At 62.2% G+C, this 22407-nt stretch carries 14 protein-coding genes and 1 pseudogene; 3 read left to right on the forward strand and 12 right to left on the reverse strand.

Features of this window, described 5'->3' with window-relative positions; all coding sequences use genetic code 11:
• Positions 1–49 precede the first annotated feature (49 nt).
• Positions 50–255, forward strand: a pseudogene (brxF, locus tag IPM84_12530) (BREX-3 system P-loop-containing protein BrxF).
• An 81-nt stretch (positions 256–336) separates the two neighbouring features.
• Here the strand turns inward: brxF and IPM84_12535 are convergent.
• The 11 genes from IPM84_12535 to IPM84_12585 all read right to left on the reverse strand — a co-directional run bounded on the left by IPM84_12535 (position 337) and on the right by IPM84_12585 (position 17762).
• Positions 337–3231 (reverse strand): type I restriction endonuclease subunit R, encoded by a 2895-nt coding sequence (locus IPM84_12535; protein ID MBK9093572.1) that lies wholly within the window; start codon positions 3229–3231, stop codon positions 337–339.
• A gap of 210 nt (positions 3232–3441) precedes the next feature.
• The gene (locus tag IPM84_12540) at positions 3442–4233 is read right to left on the reverse strand and encodes a hypothetical protein (protein MBK9093573.1); all 792 of its coding nucleotides are present in this window, start codon (positions 4231–4233) and stop codon (positions 3442–3444) included.
• Positions 4230–5600, reverse strand: a complete 1371-nt coding sequence (locus IPM84_12545) for a restriction endonuclease subunit S (protein ID MBK9093574.1) — start codon at positions 5598–5600, stop codon at positions 4230–4232. The genes IPM84_12540 and IPM84_12545 overlap by 4 nt, the downstream gene beginning before the upstream one ends.
• On the reverse strand, positions 5597–6406 hold the full coding sequence (locus IPM84_12550; protein MBK9093575.1) for a four helix bundle protein: 810 nt from the start codon (positions 6404–6406) through the stop codon (positions 5597–5599). The genes IPM84_12545 and IPM84_12550 overlap by 4 nt, the downstream gene beginning before the upstream one ends.
• Positions 6403–8382: an SAM-dependent DNA methyltransferase gene (locus IPM84_12555; protein MBK9093576.1), complete on the reverse strand. Its 1980-nt coding sequence runs from the start codon at positions 8380–8382 to the stop codon at positions 6403–6405. Before IPM84_12555 ends, IPM84_12550 begins: the two co-directional genes overlap by 4 nt.
• Positions 8383–8430: 48 nt before the next feature.
• The gene (locus IPM84_12560; protein MBK9093577.1) at positions 8431–9264 is read right to left on the reverse strand and encodes a caspase family protein; all 834 of its coding nucleotides are present in this window, start codon (positions 9262–9264) and stop codon (positions 8431–8433) included.
• 148 nt (positions 9265–9412) lie between these two features.
• Positions 9413–10396, reverse strand: a complete 984-nt coding sequence (locus IPM84_12565) for a DUF4340 domain-containing protein (GenBank protein ID MBK9093578.1) — start codon at positions 10394–10396, stop codon at positions 9413–9415.
• Between the two features lie 22 nt (positions 10397–10418).
• Entirely contained in the window at positions 10419–13292 is a 2874-nt protein-coding gene (locus IPM84_12570; protein MBK9093579.1) for a Gldg family protein, read from the reverse strand.
• A gap of 7 nt (positions 13293–13299) precedes the next feature.
• Positions 13300–14226 carry an ATP-binding cassette domain-containing protein gene (locus IPM84_12575; protein ID MBK9093580.1) on the reverse strand — a complete coding sequence of 309 codons (927 nt, stop codon included), beginning with the start codon at positions 14224–14226 and terminating at the stop codon, positions 13300–13302.
• Positions 14227–14389: 163 nt separating this feature from the next.
• The gene (locus IPM84_12580) at positions 14390–15601 is read right to left on the reverse strand and encodes an exo-alpha-sialidase (protein MBK9093581.1); all 1212 of its coding nucleotides are present in this window, start codon (positions 15599–15601) and stop codon (positions 14390–14392) included.
• A gap of 403 nt (positions 15602–16004) precedes the next feature.
• On the reverse strand, positions 16005–17762 hold the full coding sequence (locus tag IPM84_12585) for a PD40 domain-containing protein (protein ID MBK9093582.1): 1758 nt from the start codon (positions 17760–17762) through the stop codon (positions 16005–16007).
• 204 nt (positions 17763–17966) lie between these two features.
• Here IPM84_12585 and IPM84_12590 point away from each other — a divergent pair, with 204 nt between their 5' ends.
• Complete coding sequence (locus IPM84_12590) at positions 17967–19322, forward strand: HEAT repeat domain-containing protein (GenBank protein ID MBK9093583.1); 1356 nt, start codon at positions 17967–17969, stop codon at positions 19320–19322.
• Positions 19323–19365: 43 nt separating this feature from the next.
• On the opposite strand, the gene IPM84_12595 is transcribed toward IPM84_12590, so the two are convergent.
• Positions 19366–21174, reverse strand: coding sequence for a hypothetical protein (locus IPM84_12595; protein ID MBK9093584.1), 1809 nt, complete (start codon positions 21172–21174; stop codon positions 19366–19368).
• 187 nt (positions 21175–21361) lie between these two features.
• On the opposite strand from IPM84_12595, the gene IPM84_12600 reads away from it, so the two are divergent.
• A complete protein-coding gene (locus tag IPM84_12600; protein ID MBK9093585.1) occupies positions 21362–22387 on the forward strand; it encodes a GNAT family N-acetyltransferase in 1026 nt (341 codons plus the stop codon).
• The last annotated feature ends 20 nt before the right edge of the window (positions 22388–22407 follow it).

Below are 22407 nucleotides of genomic sequence, written 5' to 3' on the forward strand. Positions count from 1 at the left end.
GTGAACGAATTCACGGTCTGATACACACTACGAGCGCTTTTGGCGCGAACTGCCCCTGGTCATCGAGTTGAAGCCCGACCCCTGGCGCCGCCCCGGCCCCACCATCCGCATCCTGCGCGTAACAAGACAGTAGTTGCCGCATGGAATGGTTCTATTGACCATGAATACCTGGCGTACGCGACGCCTGATCACCCTGAGTACAGGCGATACTCCACACGCGATTTCCTGGCCGTGACGCCGGAGGCCATTGCATGAAGACAAGCATCGTAGGAGTAGGGAGATTGTACCTTAACTTCGACTATTTTTCTGTCTGGTTTTTCCCATCCATTATAGCCGCTACTCGTAGGTTAGGCCGAACACTTTGTCGGTCAGCCAGCGATGGAACGATTCATTATCGCTGAATTGCTTGAAAAGCTCCGTGTCGTCCTTCATCAAGGCAATCATGACGCGAGTCAAGGCCTTGTCGTGCTCAATACGCGCGTTTTGACGATCAGAGTTCTTCTTTGCGTTCTGGAAGGCTCTATCCGCCAAAACCTGCGCTGGTATTTCTTGTGTGATGAGGCGGTGAACACGATCCGTGTTGGTCCAGGGGATATTGCCAAACTGATCGTTAAAACTCCGGATGATGTTGCTCAAGCGGTCGAGTTCCGGTTCGAGACCGCGGCCGCCGCCGCTGGTAGGCACTGGCTCGATCTCAGCATCCGCGTCGGGCAGGGCGATCTTCATGGCGGCTTGCTTCTCGACCCGGTAGCTGTCCATGTCAATGGCCTCGAGAATACCCTTCGCTAGATCCTCGTCAACGGGTGCGGGCAGCTTGGGCACAAGGAAATTCAGGAAGATTGACAGCTTTTCCCACTCGGCGACCGTGTAGGGCAAGATGGAGCCGAGGAACGCATAGGTGCGCGTAAACGCCTTAGCCTTGCCTTTAAAGTCCACCTGCCCATCCTCATCAAGTTGTTCCCGGTAGGTTGCCACGCAGGAATCAAGGATTGGGTCCAACTTGTCGCGATCAGCCCCACCCAGGTAGCGTTCCACCAACTCATCAACCACTTCCGGCGCGTAGACCTGGTAACCGTCAAGGTCCGCCTTGAGGTCATGCAGCTTGTTCGGATCGGTCTCCGCGCTGAGGATAGTGGTGCGGTAGTAGTCGGCGAAGGCCGCCTCGATGGTATCCGTGTCATTCATGAAGTCGAGCACGAAGACATCGTGCTTCTGCGGATGGGCGCGGTTGAGCCGAGACAGCGTCTGTACCGCTTTGATGCCGCTCAGAGCCTTGTCCACGTACATTGTGTGCAGGAGCGGCTCATCGTAGCCTGTCTGGAACTTGTCGGCACAGATCAGGAAGCGATATGGGTCTTCCCGGATATGGTCGGCGATCTGGTTGCTGGGGAAGCCATTGAGGGATGCTTCCGTGACCGTGACACCACCGACCTCATGTTCGCCGGAGAAGGCGACGATGGCCTGGTAGGGGCTTTTGCGTTCCTGCAAATAGCTACGGATGGCATGGAAGTATTGAATCGCATGCCTGATACCGCTCGTGACCACCATGGCCCGCGCCTGTCCGCCAATCTTGTTCAGACCGATCACCTGCTCGTGGAAGTGATCTACCATAATCTCAGCCTTGAGCCGGATGGCGTAGTCGTGCGACTCGACGTAGCGGCGCAGCTTCTTTTGCGCGCGCTTGGTGTCGTACTCTGGGTCACCCTGCACCGTCTTGACCAGTCTGTAATAACTGTTGATCGGCGTGTAGCTCTTGAGCACATCCAGGATGAACCCCTCCTGGATGGCCTGCTTCATGGTGTAGCTATGGAAAGGCCGATGCTTGATCTGCCCACCCTCGCTGTACGCCTCGCCGAAGATCTCCAGCGTCTTGTTCTTAGGCGTGGCCGTGAACGCGAAGTAGCTCGCGTTCGGCAGCATCTTCTTGGTTTCCATGATCCGAATGATCTTATCCTCAATCGTCTCATCGTCCTCTTCGGTGCCTGCTTCGGAGAGTACCATGGACATTTTGGCTGAAGTGCGGCCGCCCTGGCTGGAGTGAGCCTCGTCAATAATGATCGCGAAGCGCCGCCCTCGGTGCGCGCTGCCGATATCATCCAGGATGATCGGGAACTTCTGCACCGTGGAGATGATGATCTTTTTCCCTTCGGCGATAAACCTGCGCAGGTCGCCCGAATGCTCGGCGTGCCCCACGGTCGCACTCACCTGGGCGAACTGTTTGATGGTGTCCCGGATCTGTTGGTCGAGGATGCGCCGGTCGGTGACGACGATGATGGAGTCGAAGACCGGCGCCTCGTCCTGGGCGAGTCCGATCAACTGGTGGGCGAGCCAGGCGATGGAGTTGGACTTGCCGCTGCCCGCCGAGTGCTGGATCAGGTAGCGCCGGCCCGCGCCGTGGCCGCGCACATCGGCCAGGAGCTTGCGCACCACGTCGAGCTGGTGAAAGCGCGGCCAGATCTGTACCGCCTTCTTTTTGCCGGTCCTCTCATCCTTGGGTTTGATCACCTGGGCGTAGTTCTCGAGGATGTCGGTCAGACCGTCGCGCGTGAGGATGCGCTTCCACAAGTAGTCGGTCTTGAGGCCGTTGGGGTTGGGCGGATTGCCGGCACCGTCGTTCCAACCCAGATTGAAGGGCAGAAACCACGAGGCTTTGCCCTGCAGATGCGTGCAGAAGCGCACCTCGTGCTCGTCTACCGCGAAGTGTACCACGCAGCGGCCGAACTCGAAGAGCTTTTCGCGCGGGTTGCGGTCGCGCTTGTACTGCTGGATGGCGTCCTCGACCGTCTGCTTCGTGAGGTTGTTCTTCAGCTCGAAGGTGGCGACCGGCAGGCCGTTGATGAAGAGTCCCAGGTCGAGGGCGCGCTGCGTCTCGTCGCGGCTGTAGCGGAGCTGGCGGGTGACGCTGAAGCGGTTGGCGGCGTGGTGCGCCTGCGCCTTCACGTTACCTGGCGACGGCGTGCCGTAGAAGAGGTCGAGGTGGTGCGACCCGTGCTCGATGCCATGTCGCAGCACATCAATGGCGCCGCGCTTGCTGATCTCGCCCTGCAAGCGCGCCAGGAACTTGCGCCGCGTCGGGCCATCCCGACCGAGGTCGAGCGCCTCGGCCGCCGTGGGCTGCGTTTCGCGCAGGAAAGCCGCGAGCTGCGCCAGGTCCACACAGTACTCCCGGTCGTAGTCGGACGGGTCGCCGCCGATCCAGCCCGCGCCGTAGATGGCCGGCCGCTCGCGCATCCCGCCCGGCGGCGGCGGGTCGCAGGGATGGCCGGTCAGTACCGTGCAGATGAGGCGTTCGAGGCCGCGTTCGGAAGTGTCGGTCTTGGTCACATGCGCCTCCGCAACCAGTGTGTCGCAAGAATGTCGCAAGTTACGGCCGTGACGGCGACCATCAGACTTTCGAGGCCCTTTTCGGCGGTGTCAGTATGACTCACCTTGTCCTCCCGGCTAGTTGAGCTTCACTTCGACAGAGCGGATCAGCGTCCACATGAGGGTGTCATTGACCAGCAGGCAGTTGTCCCACGCCGACCCTGGGACGAGCCCACGGGCATATGCCTTGACAGTACGTACCCACGCCTCATGGTTCGCAAAAGACTCACCCTGGTCGGCCATTTCGCCCGCGTGCAGGAAACCCAGGTAGACCAGGATCACAGGCACGCCCAATTGGGTCAGCTTCCACGACCAGGCAAAGCGGTTGGATAGCTGATAATGCGAGTCTCGTGAGAGCGCCCACCCCGGTTCAATCCGGTTCAAGTCGGCGCTCGCCTGCTTGATCGCCGCGCCGATCTTCTCATGATTCTTCATGCCATTGGGCGTTGTCGGTTCCGGCTTGCCGCTCGATGACAACTCGCGGTCATGGGCTTTGGCTTCAATCAGCAGCATGCCCCTTTTGCCGTTGATCTGGCAGGTGCTGGCAATGTCCCAGTTGGGCGTGTTCGCTCTCGGCGCCACTTCAAGCCACCAGTGAGTGACGCTCTCAAGATGCTCAGGCGATAGGAAACCTTCGTCCTCCCCAAGCGTTGCTTCCCTCGTCGGCTCTCGATCCCAACCCCCATCGCCTGTGGGCTTTGGCAGTCCCCGCGGCATCCAGGAATCGTCCTCGTCCACATCCACGTTCGCCAACCCCACCAGCGCCGTAAGTCGGCCGGCGACGTCTTGACGGTCGCCTTCCATGAACATCAGACAGCGCGGATGACTGCCTCGCCTGCGATTCTTTGGCAGCGCCTCCCGCCTGTTCATGCATCAACCTCCTCGCTTGCGGCGTCCAGGTCACCTTCCTTGACCTCTGCGCCCTCGCTCAGCACCTCGCCCTCATCCAACGCCTCCAGTCCTTCGCCCTCTTCCGGCAACCCCTGCGCCGCCGCTCGCACGTCGAGCTTGCCCGTCACCACGTCGGCGATCAGGCGGGTGCGGTATTCGCGGATAAGAGCGATTTCGCGTTGGGCATCATCGATCATCCTGCCGGTCTTGTCGAACACATCATCAAGGAATGACGCTATCATCCGCTGTTCATCTGGAGGTGGAAATTGTACAATCTCTGGGTGGACGATGTTTCGATTGATCGTCGGATTTGCTGATCCGGTATCGAATCGCTTTAGGTCCAAATGGCAGAGCACGTAGTAGACGAATCTCGGGTGATTGCCGTGGAAGGTCCTCACCCATAATGTTGTATCGTGAGCCCAAAACTCGCCAGCGATAAAATGGACTGTGCCAGCTGACCCTTTGCGCCCAACAACCACGCCCGGTCCTGGAGATGTTGACTGATTGTGGTACGAAGAAATGCCCCCTGACGACACGACTGGCACGGTGCCGTCGGTTTGCCGCTCCTTGGTAATGTCGAACCCTCTCTGAAGAGTGATGAAGCGTCCGAGCTGCCGCACTTCCCAATGCTCCGGCACATCCCCCAACCATTCCACCCCCGACGGCTTGAGGCGTACGTCCGGGTTGAGGCCGCGGGTGACCGCCTGTTGGATGATGCCCTGTTTCTGCTCGTTGAGCAGCGCTATCAGCTTTTGCTTGGCGCGGATGTAGCGCCGGATGCGGCGGTCCATGTAGTCGAGGTAGCGGATGATGGCGAGTTGTTCGTCGGGGAGGGGTGGTATCGCAACATGAAACGTTCCTAGCCGTGTTTCAGCGATCGCCGGATATGCCGTACCAACTGAATCTGCGCTTACTCGATCTGTGAAGGGATCGCTCTGCACGAGAAAGCTCAAGAAGCGCGGATCAACGCCCTGTACTGGCGTCAAGACTGCAAAGCCGGTGGATGCGATCAAATCGTGAGCGTCTTCCGAAACAAAGTAGACTGCCTTGAGATATGTTCGAACTGTTGAAATGATGGTGTCGCCTCGATGCAGCACCCGTCGTGCACGAGACGGAGCTCCTCCGAACTTCAGCCTTTGCGGTTTTCCTGTCAGGATTCCAGTGCCAACCGTGCCGATATCCAGATAGCGAAACTCGCAATTCGCGTCTGTGTTCTCGGGAAGAACTTCCACATTGATTCGCACCCACCGCTTTAGCGGCTTGATCACCCAATGCGCGGGAACGTCCCCCAGCCACGGCACGCCGGAGTCTTTGTAAGCAGGGTAGGGCTTGAGGTCGCAGGTCATGGGCGACCTCCGGGGTCGGGTGGACTATCGGGTTTCACGGGCGGGGTGGATGGATCTGCCGGGCGGGTTCCGGTGCAGTCGGGGTAGCCGGAGCAGCCCCAGAACGGTTGGCCGGCGCGGGGCCCTTTGTGCGCGGTGCGAAGTCGCATGGGTTTGCCGCAATTCGGGCAGACAGGGATCTGCGCAGGGTTGTCTGCCTGTCTTTGTTTGTAATCGGAGCGTGCCTGGTAGAGGCGCTCGGTGAAGCCGCCATGCTCGATGAAGTCCCGCCCCTGGTTCTCGATCTGGCGCTTGAGCAGGTAGGTGGCCTGGTTGATCAGGCAGATCAGCGTGTTTGCGGCCACCTCGGCGCTGGCCTTGGCGATGCCGTGGGGGTCGTACGAGTCGGTCGGGGCGGATTGATACCGCCCCCGCACGGCCAAGGCCTCACGCGAGTTCTTGTCCCACAAAGGCAGGCGGCGCTGGCGCAGGAAATCCTCGTAGTCCAGCAATAGTTCTTCCAGGCTGGCCTTCGCCACGTTGGTCAGCTTAAGCTCCGTCTTTTTCGATGTCGCGGAGGCCATGCTGCCCTCCGCGATGTTCTGTCGTCCGCTACGCGCGGCCTGAACCATCTGGTCGTGGGTGCGGGAGCGCTTATCAATGAAACTGTCGCAAAAAATGACCGTGCCATCGTAGACCAACTCCGCGGTCTGGAAGCTCCGCAGTTTGCGGTACCCGCCGTGGGGGGGAAGCAGACGGTCAGGCTGGTCTGACGTGTCTGGCCCGCCGGGCCGGTCTGACTTGTCTGACGCATCGAGCGCGCTCATGATTCTTCTCCCAGAATCTCGTCAAGCAACCCTTCAGTCTCTCGCTCCACTGCCAGGATGTCCGCACGGATTTCTGCCAGCGTGCGCAGCGGCTGCGGCTTATAGAAATAGCGCGTGAAGCTGATCTCGTAGCCGATCTTCACGCTGGCAGGGTCATACCACGCGTCCGGCACATGCGGCAGCACTTCGCGGCGCAAAAATGCCTCGATGCCACCCGGCTCCAGGAGGGGCACCTGCTCGGTGTCGCGTAGGTCAGGGTCCGGTTCGTACTCGACCACGACGGTCTTACCGGCGATGGTGGCCGCGCACAGCCCGCGCAGCGGGTCTGGGTCTACACCCTTCTTGTGGATCTTCTTGATGACTGGCGCCGCATCAGCCGTGCGCTCAACGGACTCTTTGAGCGCCTTGATCTCCTTCGGCGTGTAGGCGCGCTGGGGGTCAATCCCTTGCAGCCGCAACGGCCGTTCCATCGTCACCTTCCAGTAGCCGAACACGGCGTTGGGGAAGATCTTCGAGTGTTCGGTCTCCTCGAAGGCCAGGAAGGTCTCACAGACGCGGCCAATGTCCTCGTCCGCCAGCTCGCAGTTCTTCTTGCCCAGGTTCTTGCGCAGTGGCTTGTACCACTGGGTGGCGTCTATGAGCTGCACCTTGCCCTTCCGATGTGCGGGCTTGCGGTTCGTCAGCACCCAGATGTAGGTGGCGATGCCGGTGTTGTAGAACATGTTCAGCGGCAGCGCGACGATCGCCTCCAGCCAGTCGTTCTCGATGATCCAACGGCGGATGTTGCTTTCGCCCTGGCCCGCGTCCCCAGTGAACAGCGACGAGCCGTTGTGTACCTCAGCGATGCGGCTGCCCAGCTTCGTGCTGTGCTTCATCTTGCTCAGCATGTTGACCAGGAACATCAACTGGCCGTCGCTCGACCGGGTGATGAGGGAGTACTCAGCGTCGCCCGCGTGCTCGATGATGAAGCGCGGGTCTTTGATGCCATCCTTGCCGCCCATGCGCTCCAGGTCGCTCTTCCAGCTCTTGCCGTAGGGTGGGTTCGAGAGCATGAAGTCGAACTCGTGGGCTGGGAAGGCGTCGTTGGCCAGGGTCGAGTGCTCCGGCCCGCCCACCAGGTTGTCCGCCGCCTCGCCCTCGCCCTTCAGCAGCAAGTCCGCCTTGGCGATGGCGTAGGTCTCGGCGTTGATCTCCTGGCCGTAGAGGTGGATGGACACCTGCTTGCCGCGGGCCTGGGCCAAGTCTTGCAACGTCTCCTCGCCCACGGTCAACATGCCGAGGGTGCCGCACGTGCCGTCATAGAGAAGATAGGTGCCCGATTCGATCTCGTCGGCGATGGGCAGGAAGACCAGCTTCGTCATGAGCTTGACGGCGTCGCGCGGGGTCCAGTGCTCACCCGCCTCCTCGTTGTTCTCCTCATTGAAGCGGCGGATGAGTTCTTCGAAGACCGTTCCCATCCCGTGGTTGTCCAGGCCAGGCTGCTTCAGCGACCCGTCACGGTTGAGGACGGGGTTGGGACTCAGGTTAATGTCCGGCGAGAGGAGTTTTTCGATCAGCGTGCCGAGGGCATCGGCTTTGGAGAGCCGCGGGATTTGATTGCGAAACTCGAAATTCTCCAAAATATCCTGCACGTTCGGCGAAAAGCCATCGAGATAGGCCTCGAAGTCGGCCTTGAGCTGCTGCTGGCTGGTACGCGCCTTGAGGTCACGCATCGTGAACTTGGAAGTGTTGTAGAAGGCTTGGCCGGCGGCCTGCCGCAGGGTTTGATCCTGGTGAACGATGCGTGCGCTGTCGAGCGTGACCTTCATGTCGAGCACCGCCTGCTTGCTTGGCTCAAGTACGGCATCGAGTCGGCGTAGGACGATCATCGGCAGGATGACATCGCGATACTTGCCGCGTACGTAGAGGTCGCGCAGCACATCGTCGGCAATACCCCAAACGAAATTAGCTATCCAGGCGAGCTGGTTTTGGTCCATCGGTGCGACCTCTGCGGTGCAAAATACGGTTACGTCTGAGACTACTGATCACGCCGCCGGTGCGAAGACTTGCCGATCGAACGACGCGGGCTGGCATTCCAACTGAGGCTGCTGCGCATAGCCTTGCCCGCCATTGCCGATACGTTCGGCCAACTGACGGTAGGTGAGATGGCCGCCTGTCGCCTGCAGCGCCTCGGCCAGGTACCAGGTGAAGGCGCCGTGATAATCGTTGGCGATGTAGGCGTCGGCCGAGGTTTGATTGTCGCGGCAGGCCGCCAGCAGCACGTTGTTCTCCTGAGTCTTGACCACCTTGAAGCGGTTCTTGCGCCGCCAGCCGAGCAGGTTTCTCAGGGCTTCAAGGAGTTCGATGGCGCCTCTCACCTCGTCTGGCGGATCAACGGAGCGCGACATGGGCAGCGTAGCCAGATCCGCATCGGCGGCGGGCGCGGGCCGATTGCCCGTGCCCGAATGGCAACAGTCCATCATCACCGTCAGGCTGGCGCCAGGGCTGATGCGATCGAAGGCGGCCTTGAGATCATCGTCGCGCAGGGGGTTGTTCCAGTCATGGTCGTAGGGGATGAGAATCTCGTCGGAGGCATCCATCTCATCATCGCCGTTGTCGGCCACCTGGCTGCCGTGGCCGGAGTAGTGGAACACCAGGACGTCGCCGGCCTGGCTCCCCGTGGTCAGCCAATCCAGGCCCGCCAGGATGCCTGCTTTGGTCGCCTGGCTGTCGGTCAGCGTCTGGATGTTGTCGCCGCTGAAACCGTAGTGCGTTTCGAGCAGCCCTTTGACCTGGACCACGTCATTGACGCAGCCTTTCAGCCAGCTAATATCACCGCTGTATTCGTTCAGTCCGATCAGCAATGCCTTCTTCGTCATGATCTATCCCTTCCCATCATTCGTGTTGATCTGTGTTCATCCGTGTACCAGGAACCTCCGTGGACGCGAGGCCGGTCGGCGCAGGCCGACCTGGCGGCGGAACGCCCCTTCGCCCCGAATTCATTCGGCGGCCACGGTTGCAGCGGCCTTAGCCGCCGGGGGTTGTGTTCGGCGCGGGGGTGGGCGTCGGTGGCTGGACGAAGTCTTGCGCGGTCTTGGTGACGAAATCACGCACGCTGTATTCGGACACCTTGACGATGTACTCCGAGGCCGACGACTTGACGTAATAGCTGTTATCAGTCGGGTCTTTGGCGCCGATCGTCAGCGTCAGGGTCGTGATCGGCTGATCGCCCGACTTGACGCGCGCGGTGACGATGGCCTGCGGCTTGTCCAGGCCATATTCTGGCTTAGCCTGCTTGCCCAGCGGCTTGAGCAGGGTGACATTGGCGGCCTGGCTGACCAGCGAGGTGACCGCGCCCGTGTCGAGCGCCGCGCCCGCGGGCAGGACATCGAGCATCCAGGCGCCGGAAACGTCCTTCGAGAATTGCAGCGTGCCGGTGATGTTGGTGACGGTCAGCCCGATCATCTCGGTCTGCGTGATGCTGACGTAGGTGGTCTTGATCCAGGAGGTTTCCTGCGCGCCCACCTCGTAGCTCGACAGGTCGCTGGCGAGGAAGACCTCGCTCTGCTGGTCCGCGCGCACGTGCGTGGCGCGGGTGCCCGGCGCGGAGCCGATGAACAGCGTGTGCGTGGCGCCGCTGGACAGGGTGAACTCCACCTTGCGCAGGAAATCGTCAGCCGCCACCTGCAAACGTTTGTGGCTATCACTGGTGCGTGTCACCAGGCGGTTGGTCTTGATGGCCGCGATCTTGTCCAGGATGGGTGTCACCTTGCTGGCATCCACGGGGAAACTATCTGCGTCGGCCAGCACCCAATCACTGCCCAGTTTCTTGAGCTCGACCATGTTCTTGTCCTGATCGCTGATCTTGAGGCTGGTCACGTCGCTCGCCTCGAAGTCGGCAAAGAGAGGCGCGCCCGCGCTGGCCGGCGCTGAGCGCGGCCACAGAACGAAGACGGCCAGCAGCACTTGCGCCAGGAGAATTCCGGCCAGAATCTGATTACGTTTACTCATCATCATGCTCCATGATTCCCCTTTATTCGCCGGTCCCGACCAGCGTCATCGGTTTTTCATTGCGCCGGCGCATGGTCCACACCGCGCCGATGGCGGCCAGGGCCAGCAGCGCCAGGGCGTAGTTAGCCACTTCCCAGGTGGACTGCTCGCCCGTGGCCATTGGCTTGAGCACGCGCGACTGCGTGCCGCGGGAGCGGATGGTCAGCAGGTCGAGGTCTTCCACGGACCAGTCTACCGCGTTTTGCATGAACTGCAAGGAGTTCAGATAGCGATCTTGCGTCAGGTTGGCCGAAACCTGGAACACCAGGTCATCCACGAACTCGGCGCTGCCGATGACAACCAGGCGCGAGGTGTTGGGCGAAGACTCGATCGTCGCCGCGGTGACCGGCGCGGGCGCCGGCTGCGTGGCATCGGCCGGCGTGGCGGTCAGGGGCGAAGGCTTGCCGACAAAGAAGCTGTCGAACGAGCCTTGCACGGAAACTGCCAGGATGTGCGACTCGCGCGCGCCTTCGACCGGGAAACCCAGCTCTGGATAGAGCTGCAGGTTGGGCTGGATGTCGGTGTTGGTGCGCAGCCATGCCTCAGTCGTGGACTTGAGCAGCGACACGACGGTGCGGCCGCTGTTCTTGGCCGCATCCAGGGTCAGCGGCGAGGCCCAGTGCATGGTGACAGCCGGCAGATTCGCCACCACCGGGCTGTTCTTGTCCATGCCGCTGTTACGCACATCCACGAAGAAGGGATAGCTGATGGCCTGAATTTCACGCACCTGCATACCGCCCACGTCGCGGTTGACCGCCACCGGGAACGGCTCATTCTGCGGATCCATCACCAACGCCTGTGTCACCGTGATGCCGTAGCTTTGCAGCATCTCCTGCAGGCCGCCGCTGATCGCCGCGATGCCCAGGCTGCCGGCATAGGGATCCGGCGAGATGATGTAGTTGCCGGCCGCCACGACCACCGCGCCCCCGCGCATCAGGAACTGGTCAATGGCGAAGCGCTGTTTGTCGTCCAGGGCCTGCGGCGCCACCACCACCAGCACATCCACATCGGACGGCGCCTGACCATCCTTGAGATCCACCGACCGCACGGTGTAGTCACGGCTGAGCTGTTGGTTCAGAGAGGTGAAGGTGGGCTGCGGCGACTGGTATTGCCCCAACTGCGGGTCGGCCGGCGCGGGCGGCGGCGTCCACAGGCCCACCACCTTCAAGAAGCCGCTGGACGAGCGCTTAAGCGCGGCTTCGATGGCGGTGCGCACACTGGCCTCGCTCAGATCGCCTGACGGGGAGATCACCTGCGCCTTGTCGCCGACTTGCAGGATCATGTCGAGGTAGTAGGTGTCGGCGGCAAAGAGCGAAACCGGAATCGGTCGCAGCTTGAAGTTATTGATCAGCGTCTGGCGGGTAATGGTGGCCGCGGGGGCATCGGGGTCAATCACCTCGAAGGTCAGCTTGCCGTTGGAGCGCGTCTGCAGCTCGCGCGCCACCTTTTCGATGGCGGCCCGCCCTTCTTGCAGTGTGGCCGGCAGCGTGTTCGGCGTCACGAACAGCGTCAGCTTGACCGGCTCCTTGACCGCGGCCAGCACGCTGTCCACGCTCTGGAAGCCGTAGACCACCTTCTTGACCGCGCGGGTCAGGTCGTACTCCAGGTTGCGCAGGCGCACATCCACCGTGCCGTCGCGCTGCGAGTTCACCTCGATCAGGTCGCGGAAGTTGAGGGTAACATTCTGATCGCCGTAGCGCACCAGGATGTCGAAGTAGGCGTTGATGACCGAGGCTTCGTAGCGCCCCGACACCTGCAGCGGCGTGGGCTGGATGCCGTAGGTCTGATTGGCCTCGGTCTCCTTGTCCGCGTCCTGCAAGGGATCAATCACCTCGGCCGTCACCCGGCCGCGGGAGGCGATCTGATACTCGGTCAGCATGTCGCGCACGCGCGGCGCCAGCGGCGCCAGCAGCGGGTGGGTTTTTTCGCTCATGTAGGCGCGGATGAGCAGCGGCTCCTGCACGTTGCTGAGCAGGTCACGCGTGGCCGCGGACAGGCTGTACTCGCGCTGCGCGGTCAGGTCCAGGCGCAGGCTGCTGATGGGGTAGAGCCAGATGTTGAGCACGATCAGGTTGAGCGCCACCAGGCCAGTCATCGTCAGCCAGTTGCGGCGATAGGCCGCGGTGTTTTCGCCCTGGCTCCAGCGCTGGCTGTCGAGCGAGACGATGTTCAGCAGCAGGAAGAGGGCGGTCAGCGAGAGGTAGTAGACCAGGTCGCGCAGATCAATGATGCCGCGCTCGATGCTCTCGAAGCGGCTGCCGATGCCGATGGCGCGCAGGATGTCAGCCGCGGCGCCGCCCACGAAATCGGTGACGCCGCGCGAGCCGACCGCGTAGAAGATGCCGCACAGCAGCACGGTGACGATGAGGGCCACGATCTGATTGTTGGTGCGCGACGAGATGAAAAGGCCAATCGCCACGTACGCGGCCGCCATCAGCAGGGCCGCCAGGTAGCCGCCGAACACCGGGCCCCAGTCCAGGTTGCCCAACAGGCTGACGGTGATGGGGAGGAAGAGGGTCAGCGCCAGGGCGAGCGCGATCAGCGCCATCACCGCCAGGAATTTGCCGATGACCAACTGCGCGCCGCGCACCGGCAGGGTGAGCAGAATCTCCAGGGTGCCCGACTGCTGCTCCTCACTCCACTGGCGCATCGTCAGCGCGGCCACCAGGAAGATCAGCAGGATCGGCATCCATTGGAAGAGGGGCCGCACATCGGCGATGCCTCGTGCAAAGAAGGTGTTGACCCAAAAGAAGGAGAAGAGAGCAGCCGCCAGGAATGCGCCCAGGAAGATCAGTGCCATGGGCGACCCGAAGTAGCTGTTCAGTTCCTTACGCGTCATCGAAAGTGTTTGTTTCATCGTTGTTTTATCCGCCTGTTGCCAACAGATTGAACACGCTTTCCAACGTGCGCACGTCGCGGCGCAGTTCACGCAGGGGCCAGTTGCGCTGGCGGGCCAGGTCATAGATGGCCGGGCACAGGTCATTGTCGCTGGCATCCGTGCCCACGATGCGGTAGGCCGGGAAGGCATCGGCCGTCTGCAGTGGCTCCACGGTGCGCACATGGGCCAGGCCGGCCAGGGCCGCTTCCACATCGCGCTGCCGGTCCTGCAAGACCAGGATCGCATCGGCGGTCGCGGCCAGGGTGGACAGGCGCTGATCGGCCTTGATCTGGCCGTTGAGGATGATGATCACGCGATCGCACAGCGCCTCGACCTCGGACAGGATGTGGGTAGAGAAGAGGATCGTGCTTTCTTGGGACAGGCGCTTGATGAGGCGCCGAATTTCCACGATCTGCGTCGGGTCGAGGCCCACGGTCGGTTCGTCGAAGACCAGGAACTTGGGTTTGTGCAGGATGGCCTGCGCCAGGCCGACGCGCTGACGAAAGCCTTTGCTCAGGGTGCCGATCGGCTGCGTCAGCCGGTCCTGCAGGCTGGTGGCGACGATGGCCTCGGACAGGCGCCGGGGTTGCTCGGCCTCCGGAATCTCGCGCAGGTCGGCCATGAGCTTGAGGTAGGCCTGCACCGACAGCTCCGGGTAGAGCGGTGCATTTTCGGGCAGGTAGCCGATGCGGGCTTGGATGGCCCGCGTGTGGGTCAGCACATCCAGGCCATCAATCGTCACCGTGCCGCCGTCCGGCTGCAGATAGCCGGTGAGAATCTTCATCAGGGTCGTTTTGCCCGCGCCGTTGGGGCCAAGCAAACCCACGATCTCACCCTGGTGAATGTCCAGGCTGACGCCAGCCAGGGCTTCGATGGGACCGTAGGATTTCGTTACGTCTTTGACTTCGATCACGCCATTGACCTCCAGAATCCGAGTAACACGCAAGAAACCAGGTCTGAAATCAGGCAAGCGCTGGGGAGCGTCTCCAATCCTGCCCTCAAACCTGGTCTCCACTGCGAACGTAAGTCGAATTATACAAACGGGTGACGCCTACGGCAAATTTTCACCCACCGACCTACTTGACAACGGATGGAACGAAGGTCTGGCGCCCGGTGCGCAAGAGGCCAGGCGCCGTGCCTGCGCGTCCATCCGGTGATGTCGTGGTGACGTCGTGACATCCAGGAGGCAAGTCTGCCGGCAGCGTCACCTCTGCGTGTTCCTGGTCAATCACTGTCGCGGCGACAGGCGCGGCATCGCCGATTTGCACCGTCATACGATCGGCAAAGTTATCGCCTTCGAGGTGTAGGGTTCTTCCAGAGAGCATGACACGTCGAGCGATGGGGGTGCGCCAGCCGGATAGACTGACCTCGTCAAGTTCTGCCCATGTGGCCGCGTGATCGGCATCGCCGGCCATGCGAAAGGCAAAGTTGACCGTTTGCCCGCGGAATGGCGTCATGTCAATCCAAACATGCCGCCAATCATCGGCCGATTCACTGGTTGTCCAAACGGTGGCGCCCGCGACCGTCAGCACCAGGGGATCAGGAATGCCTGTACTGATTTGCCCATACCGATAGAAAAACGATAAGGTGGGCGCAGGCATTTCGGTGGGAATCGAGATCGTTTGGCGCAACAGCGCTTCGCCGGGCTGCGCGTCGAGCGCCATATCGGCCACAGCGCCTGGCGTGGCAAGCAGCAGGCGTTGGCCAATCGTATCAACCAACCCAGCGCTAACAGGGAAAGCGATATTGTGATCCAATTGGGCAGACCACGTGTCACCGCCGTCAGTCGTTACCCGATGGGCGAGGCCAGTACTGTTGTACACTTGTGGATTGATAATGGCGCCAAAGGCATGAACAACACCGCGGCCATCATCGAACAGAAACGGCGTAGCCAGTTGATTGATAGATGGAAAGCGCCAGGGCGCCCAGGTCGCGCCCCAATCATGCGAGTGCAGAGTGCCAACATGACATCCACCGGTCATGCATACAGTCGCTCCCAACACCAACTGGCCCGTAGGACCGGCAGCCAGACTCAGGTTGGCAAAGTACGTTACTGTCTGTGATGCACTCCATAGGGCGCGCGGGGGCGACCAGGAGCCGTCCGCTCCCAGGGATGACTGCATCATCCTGATCCATCCCGGCGCCGGTGTTGCTGTTTGATGTTCAGCCCAGAATGCGAGCAGTTCACCCGTTGGTGTGGAAGTGACGTTGAAGCCGGTGATCCCATAAGGATCATACGATAACATGCGTTGCGGAGGAGTCCAACTGCCGTCAGCATTTTGCTTCATGAACAGGAGTTTGCCGGGACAGTTATCACAAGAAATGACAAGTCTGAGTTGGCCTGTGGCTATGGCCGACAGCTTCATGGACTGGACAGGCGCTGGCAGGGATGCGATGAGGATTGGCTCCGACCAATCGCTATTCGGCAACTTTCGGAGGTATGAAAGTTGATATTGGCCGTTGGTCCCGGTGTGCAAAACCGCATGGATGGCGCCGTCCGGGGTTGCCGTGAGACTCAGGGTACTCCAATACTCGAACAGGATAACCGGTTCGGACCAATCACCTCCAGGCGGACGGTGACGGTACAGGGTATGAACGCGTGTACTAGGTACGGGAAGCAGGTAGAGGATATGTTGCTCGCCATTGACATCCAACGCCGCCGCGAGCGGTTCACCCCAATTCATATAGTATTCATTGAATATCCTGACATTTTGGAGGGTGCTTGGACGCCCCAATCGCACGGCGTGGGCGCCGCTGCGTCCACGATACGATGTGGTGGGCGTAAACACGCCTGAAAAAGTCCATCCGGCCGCGCCCTGTTCGAATCCGCCGTTGGTCACCAGGTTCGTTGCGCCAGGCAGATAGAATTCGAAGTTTGCGACACTGACGCGTTCGAAGTCTCGAATGGGTGAGTTCGTAACCCGATTGCCGCGCCTGAAGATGACGCCCTTGTATCGCGGCAAACAGCAGATCGAAGCTGCCGCTGCGATAACTGGCGGCAAACGGCCCTGGCACATCGTGATCAGTAGAGTAGACACGCGCGCCCGGCAGAAGCACGCCGCGGCCGTCGCGCGTCTCGCCTTGAATCTTCATGGCATAGACCACTGTCTGAGCATCCGGCGCGTCCGGCCACGGCTCCACGTTCAGCGCATGATCGCGCGCCCGCGCCCGAAAACTAAAGGCATTGCCTGGCCAAACAGACGGCGTGACTGTTGCGCGCCCATTGGCGTCAGGCGTCGGTTGAACGGGCAAATCGTACCAGAGATCGTTGTTGGCGCGCTGCTGAATGTCAAACGATGCGATGCCAGCGCCCTGCCCATCGCTGCCGCTGACGACAATAGTCAACGGAGTATCCACTCGAGTCTGTGCGGGCAATGGCTCGACGGCGCTGTCTGGCGGGGTAACATCGAAAGAGCGCCAGTCGGGGTTTGCATCAAGCAGTGACGCGGTGATAGCAACCGGGTTCCCGCCCGTTAGGGGTACCCGCTGCAAACGCAGCGAACTGAGGTAGAGCCGGCCATCCCGAATGACATACTCTGTTCGCGTAAATGCCAGCCAATGGCCCTCTCCGGTCCAACTGCCCATCCAGGCATCCACGAGCGTCGCACCCGGATCATACACGGTGTGGAGTCCTGTGCCGTCAATCGCCATGACTGCTATTTCGTTCCACTGGTCTCCATCAGCGTCGTAATCGAAGGCAAGAAAGCGACCATCGGGAGACCAGGTCACATTCTCCAGGTACCGCAGCGGCGCCGAGATGGTTCGCGCATTGGCGCCGTTGGGATCGGCCAGCACAATGCTGCCAACATAGCCGTCAATGTTCACCCAAACCAGCTTCGACCCATCAGGCGACCAGGCCGGATCAACATCCGGCATTTCATGATAGGTGATCCGGGTGGAATTCGAACCGTCCGTATTGGCCACGTAAATATCGAGGTTGTCATCGCGATCGCGCACGTAGGCGATGCGCGTGCCCTGCGGCGACAGGGCAGGTTGGCTTTCATCATCGCCTGACGACGTCACCTGGCGCAAGTTCGAGCCATCTGCCCGCACGATGAAGATGTCCAGGTTTTCGTTACGATTCGATGCAAAGGCAACCTGCGCGGCGGCGCGATCGAAGGATGGCAATCCATCGCTCCCTGCATGATTCGTGAGACGCGTCAGATGGCTTCCATCGCCGCCAGCCGTGTAGATTTCCCAATTACCGTCACGGTACGATTGGAACGCAACACGCGTCCATTCGCCCATGCCGGCAGGCGTCACCTCTTCGATGAGAGGCATCGTATCGAGACCAGCAGGCGCGGGCGATGCAAGACTCAGCGGGTTGTGGAAATCAGCCCAAGCGCGTGCTTTGATCTCGCCTGGCGGCGGCGGGGAGGCCGGCGCTGCAGCCGGCAGCAGTGCAACGACTGTCAGGACAAGCATAGTGTGAGCAAACGAACGCCACATGGTACACCTCGTCTTTCGTGGAATTGCGAGACGTCACTCTTGGCCAATAAACCGTTCTCGGCTGCGAGGCCACCGAGTGTCTGCTCCTTGAACGCTTCCAAGCGTTTAGCCTGGGTCTGGCGGTATTGTATTCTCATCCCCCTTCTGTTGGCAAATAGAGCGTTTCTTTGCAGCATTGTCAGTTCCGTGTATACTTGCATGGTGATGATAATCGTTTCTGAGGTCAACCGTGAGCAGGGGGCCGGCGCGAATCGAGCCGGCGGCGTGTGGCGGCGGCTGGCGCGGCGTTTATCGGCCTGGCAGGCGCAGATGGAGCGCTGGGCGCGCTTTGTTCGCTGGCAGTGGCAACCTGAGGCGCGCGCCTGGCTGCATGAACAGACCACCCGCCTGGCCAGTGCGTCTCCCCAACAGCGCTGGCAGGCCGCGGCCGCGCTGCGGGGCGCCCCGCTCGGCGGTCGCGATCTTGCGGCCCTGGGCGATTTGTTGCACGATGCAGAACCGTTTGTCCGATGGGAGGCAGCAATGACGTTGAAAGATGTGGGCGGCCAGGTCGCCATTGGTATCTTGCAGCAGACCCTCGCTGGCGAAAGCCCGGTCGGCCTGGCCTCCGCGGCCGAAGCATTGGCCGAGCTGGGCGAAGTGACCGCCGTTCCGCGCCTGGTCGAGTTGACCCGGCACGATGACCCGGGCGTGCGCGCCAGCGCCTGCGCCGCGCTGGGCCGGCTGGCCCAAGCGCAGGACGCAGACGTCATTCAGGCGCTCATTGCAACCTTGAAGGACGCCATCCCCGGCGTGCGCCAGCTTGCCGCACAGGCGTTGGGGCGCGTCGGCGCGCCGCTGGCGGTGACCCCGTTGATTGCTGCACTGCGCCGGCGCGATGAGTTTCGCCTGGTGCGCCGCTCCGCCACCTGGTCCCTGGGCCAACTGGGGCCGGACCCGCTGGCGGTGGAGGCGCTGTCCGAAGCGCTGACCGATAAGGACGGCGAAGTACGCCTGCTGGCCGCGCAGGGCCTGGGACAGATCGGCCACGCCAAGGTCGTCAACCTGCTGCGGCCACTGGTGGAGGATTGGCACGATACTGGCCGCGGCACCGTGGCCATGGCCGTCATCAAGGCCATTCAGGAGATCGAGGCCCGCAACGCGGCGCTGCAACCGCCGACGCCCGAAGTTCCGATCGAGCATGGCGAGGAGAGTCTGGCCGAACGCAAACGGCGCCTGGGCCTGATGCCTGCGGAAGCCGCACCGGTCCCGCCCGTGGAAGCCGCACCGGTCCCGCCGCCCGCGGAAGCCGCACCGGTCCCGCCGCCCGCGGAAGCCGCACCGGTCCCGCCGCCCGCGGAAGCTGCACCGGTCCCGCCGCCCCCGCCACCGGCTGCAGAAGAGGCGCCGCCTGCCCCGGCGGCGGAACAGCCAGCACAAACGGATGCGGCGCCCAAGCGCCCATCCCGGCGCAAGGCCGAACCAAAGCGCGCCGCCCCGCATGCGCCGCGCAAGAAAAAATCGCCTGCCGATGAGCCGGTCATGCCCGCGGAGGGCCTTGAGCTGAACGACGAAGCCTGAGGTCAGCCGACGCCGTCTTGGCGCAGGAGTTCAAGGCTCGATTCTATACCGCCACGGCCGCGGCGACCCGCTGCACGTCCACGACATCAATGACGCCGTTGCCATCCTGATCGTAGAGCGCCGCGCAGTTCGCGCTGCACGGCCAGGCGCTGGCCTCCTGCTGCACATCGAGCACGGTGATGGAACCGTCGCCGTTGACATCCTCCGGCCGGTGCCACTCGATGGCGCCCAGGTCGCAGAGCGCGTTGCCATCGCCGTTGCCGTCCACCGGCCGGCTGAAGCCGCGCCAATCGCCGGCCGGGCACAGCGCCGGGCTGCCCGCGTCCAGCGCGGGGCTGCCGGGCAGGAGATGCGCATCGAAACTGTCCATCTCCACGCTGACCAGGCCAGGCGCAACGCCGCAGATGGCATGACCGCCCGGACAGGCGTCATCCTTGACGTTGTTGGCAAGGGTGTAGTCGAAATCGAACGGGTTGTGGTCGAAGGTTTCCTGGTAGGCCAGGCAGGTCAGCTCGAACGGCTGCAAGAAGTCCACCTGGCCCTGGAACAGGTTGTTGCGCAGCGTGACGCGCTCCTGACCATTGCCCGGCCCATAGCGTTCGGCCGTCAGCAGGCAATCGCCTTCGCTCGTCACGGTATTGTTGGTGATGGTGGCCTGGTCGCCCTGGGTCAGGCCGACGGCCAGCGCGGCGCCCAGCGCGCGGCAGTTGTCCACGTCATAGGTGAACGGCTGCCCATCGAAGAAGCCGCAGTTGCCGACGATGATCGAGTTTTCCAGCAGAAATGGCCCGCGGTAATTCTTGATCTGATTGCCGGCATTGCCCACAGCCAGCACGCGGCGCATCTGCACCGACGACCCCGGTTCGGACACGTACAGCAGATCGAAACCGTCAGAGGTGTTGTAGCGCGCCGTTGCATCCTCGAAGACCCACTGCCCGCCGGTCGCGCCGGTGGCAAAGCCATCGCCATAGCCGCCGGCCGACTGCGCCCAGCAGCCGGTCGGTTGACCCTCCGGCCAGGTCTCGCCGCAGCCGTTCCATTCGATCAGCACACGGCGAAAAGTCAGCACGCCGCTGTTCGAATCGCCGCCGTAGATGTCGCCATCCCAGCCCACCCAGCCATTGCCCGCGATGCGCACCCGCTCGACCGTCCAATCGTGCAGGCGGCCGGCGTGAATGCCGCCGCTGGCCAGGCCATGCACATCGAGATCGTGCAGATAGACATCGGTGGAATCTTCGGCCTGCAAACCGATGCTGGCCCACGGGCCGTAGGGGGATGAATCGCGCTGGCAGGGAATGGCGCCGCTGTGAAACTCCACGCAGGTCGCGTGATCGGTGATTTCCAGGCAGCCCAACTCCACATGACTGCTGTCGGTCAGGTTGACGATGAACCAGGGACGTTCGGCGCCCCACAGCTCCGGCGGATTGGCGCAGCCCTGATCCCAGCCTGCGCCCAGGATACGCGTGCGCTGCGCTGCGCTCGGCCCGCTGGGAATGGGCGGCATCACGCAGTCGAAAGAACCGCCCGCGTCGCAGGCGCCGGTCTCCGGCGCGCCGAAGCCCATGCGATAGCTGCCCGCGGCGATGAACAGGGTGTCGCCCCCGGCCAGGCGCGGCGCGGCGCCAGGCGGTAGGGCGCGGAAAGGATGATCCCACGCGCAGGGCAGATTGCTGCCGCTGCCGGGGTAGGGCGCGTCCACGCGACCGTTACACTGGGTGGTCGAACCGCCGTCCGGCCGCACAAAATAGGCGACGGCAGCCGGCGCATCTCCCTGCGCGGGCTGCACCGCGCCGCTGGCCAGGAGCATCAACAACAGCCAGGCGCCCAGGAATCCAACAGAACGATCATTCATACCACACCTCCTGCACGCAGCGATTATACGTCTGCCGGTCGCGCAGGGCAAGCCAGTTTATCCATGCGCTGGGCGCACATCCCAACGCAAATAATGTGTGTTTGCCGCCAAAATGACACTTTGACATCTCCCCTAAACGATGATAAACTCAGATCATGCGAATCTACCTGGGAGCTGACCACGACCGATGACCACGCACGCGCTGACCACCGCAGCAGCCAAACCCCAACTGGAGCCGACCAACCTGCGCCCGCTCAACGTGCGGCGTGATCTGGGGGAGGTGGCAGATCTGATTTATGACGCCTTCGCCGACGAGCTGGATACCAGCGGCCTCAGCGCGCTGCGCGAAATGCGCGCCTTCGGTCACATGGGACCGTTCACCCTGTTGCTCAGCCATTTCAACCCGGATTTCCACGACATGCTCGCTGGCTTTGTCTGGGAAGAAGACGGCGAGGTGGTCGGTAACATCACCGTGCAGCGCGTGGACACCTACGGCCAGCGCTGGGCCATTGCCAACGTGGCTGTCGCCCTACCCTTTCGCGGCCGAGGCATCGCCCGCCGGCTGATGGCTGTGACGCTGGACCACATCCGTGCGCGCGGCGGCGACTGGGCCATCTTGCAGGTGCGCCGTGACAACGACGTGGCACGCGGCCTTTACGAGCGCCTGGGCTTCGAGGTTCTGGGCGGGGTGAGCGATTACCGGCTGGCGCGGGTACCCGAAACCGTGCCGGCAGCCATGCAGCCGCTGCCTGGCCTGCGTTCACTGCGCGCAGACGAATGGTATGCGACCTATGAACTGGCACTGGCGGCCACGCCCAACCTGATGCACTGGTGGCGCCCGGTGCGCGCCGACAACTTCCGTCTCTACTTCGAGCGACGCCTGGGCGAAGCTGTGGCCGATATGGCCGGTCACTCGCGGGTCGTGCGCCTGGTGCTGCCCGACCCCGCCAAGCCGAACCAGTTTCTCGCCTTCCTGATGCTCCGAATTGCGCGCTGGCAAGGTACCCATGCGCTCCGGTTGTTCGTGCATCCAGATCAACGGGGTCAGATCGAACAGGCCTTGATTCGCCACGCGTTGGACATTTTGACCGCGTACCCCCTCTTCCCGATCCACATCTCGCTGCAAGCCGCCGATCAAGAGACCGCCGCGGCGCTGCAGCAGTTCGGTTTCGCTGAGACGCGCACGCTGCTCACAATGCGCAAACGCCTGTGAGCGCGGCGCCGCAGATAGGA

Source organism: Candidatus Amarolinea dominans, assembly GCA_016719785.1.
Classification (GTDB): Bacteria; Chloroflexota; Anaerolineae; order SSC4; family Amarolineaceae; genus Amarolinea; species Amarolinea dominans.